At 40.8% G+C, this 1,366-nt stretch carries 1 protein-coding gene and 1 pseudogene; both read left to right on the forward strand.

Features of this window, described 5'->3' with window-relative positions; translation table 11 throughout:
- Window positions 1-207, forward strand: a pseudogene (locus CAG65_RS22195) (hypothetical protein); the annotation flags it as partial.
- 557 nt (window positions 208-764) lie between these two features.
- On the forward strand, window positions 765-1,187 hold the full coding sequence (locus CAG65_RS06380) for a GNAT family N-acetyltransferase (RefSeq protein WP_161452910.1): 423 nt from the start codon (window positions 765-767) through the stop codon (window positions 1,185-1,187).
- The last annotated feature ends 179 nt before the right edge of the window (window positions 1,188-1,366 follow it).

A 1,366-nucleotide genomic window follows, 5' to 3' on the forward strand; every position in this document is an offset into this window, starting at 1 on the left:
TTAGAAATCAGAGATGACAATGAGGTCATTGATGGTATTGTCGAATATGCTTCCGAGGGAGGCGGTGATATATCATTAAAAATAAATGGGTTTAAAAGGTCGGTTCACACTCAAAAAACTAACAGAACAGTGGAGCTAGATGAATTGACGGTAGAGAATTTAAATGCGCAATCGTTAGAAGCGTTACTAGGATTTTTGAGGCCATGATTATTGATTACTTGAAAAGTTGCTCGTTATTCATTGTGTTAGGTGTCCTGACTCGCTTTTTATGCAGCCTAATAGAGTCCAATTTTCTTGTGTCGTTCTTAAGTAATAATTTGATCACGTTGTTAATTGCGTTACTCGCAATTAACACAACGACAGGCAGCGTTGTCATGACAAAATTGAGGGAAATTATTGAACGTCACGGCGGGAATTTCTCTGCGACTTTAGGGCAATTAAAACTTTCTATCGTCGAGCAATTAGTTTTTATAGTACTAGCCATTATGTTCTTAGTATTGCTTGGGAGCAAGCCTGTAACTGACTCGAATCAGTATATAAGGCCATTGTTAGAGTCTGGTCTGATTGCAGTCTTTATTGCTAGCCTTCATAACCTATATGATACAGCGAACTCTATCTTCGTAATACTTGGTTGGGAAGGTGAACAATAGCTATAACAAAGCATTTAAGAGTGATTCGCAACGCTTGGCATTTTCGCTTCGCTCAAGTATAGCCAAGCGTCACTCACACCTTAATGCGGCGTTAGCCGTCAAAATGGAGAAAACATGGAAGTCCAATTCTTAGAGAAAAACTCTGATTATGCTTTAGTAATGGAAGTGTTATTGCAACTTCGCCCAAACTACGATTTAGACTCTTTGTCTGCCCAAGTCGAGAAGCAGCAATTAAATGGCTATAAAGTCGTTTACGTTAAATCATCAGAAGGTGTGCTTGCTGTAGCTGGCTTCAGTGTTGGTGAAAAGCTAGCGTGGGGCAAGCATATTTATATCGAAGACTTGGTGACGAACTCTCAATTTCGCTCGCGAGGGGTGGGTAGTTTTCTCATCAATTGGCTTAAATCGTATGCGTTAGAAATGGGTTGTGAGCAAATCCATCTAGATTCTGGTGTCCAGCGTTTCCCTGCACATAAGTTCTACTTGCGTGAAGGCTTTAATATTGCAAGTCATCATTTTTCAATCGTTGGCGTCTAAACGGCTAACAAGGCGTTCAAGAGGGACAGTCAACGCGTGGCGACTTTGGCTTAAATCTTGGCATTTGTGTTTACGGTGGTCATTTGAAGTTTGGTGGTAGCGCGTTGCTGCCCCTTAACGCGGCGTTATGTGCCTTGAAAATTTAGCAGTAAAAAGTGTCGGTTTTAAGGTTTTTGCAT

Source organism: Vibrio sp. V39_P1S14PM300 (genome assembly GCF_009904765.1).
In the GTDB taxonomy this organism is placed as follows: domain Bacteria; phylum Pseudomonadota; class Gammaproteobacteria; order Enterobacterales; family Vibrionaceae; genus Vibrio; species Vibrio proteolyticus.

Coding starts and splice junctions, on each gene's coding strand:
- CAG65_RS06380 (WP_161452910.1), top strand. CDS start 765: ATGGAAGTCCAATTCTTAGAGAAAAACTCTGATTATGCTTTAGTAATG.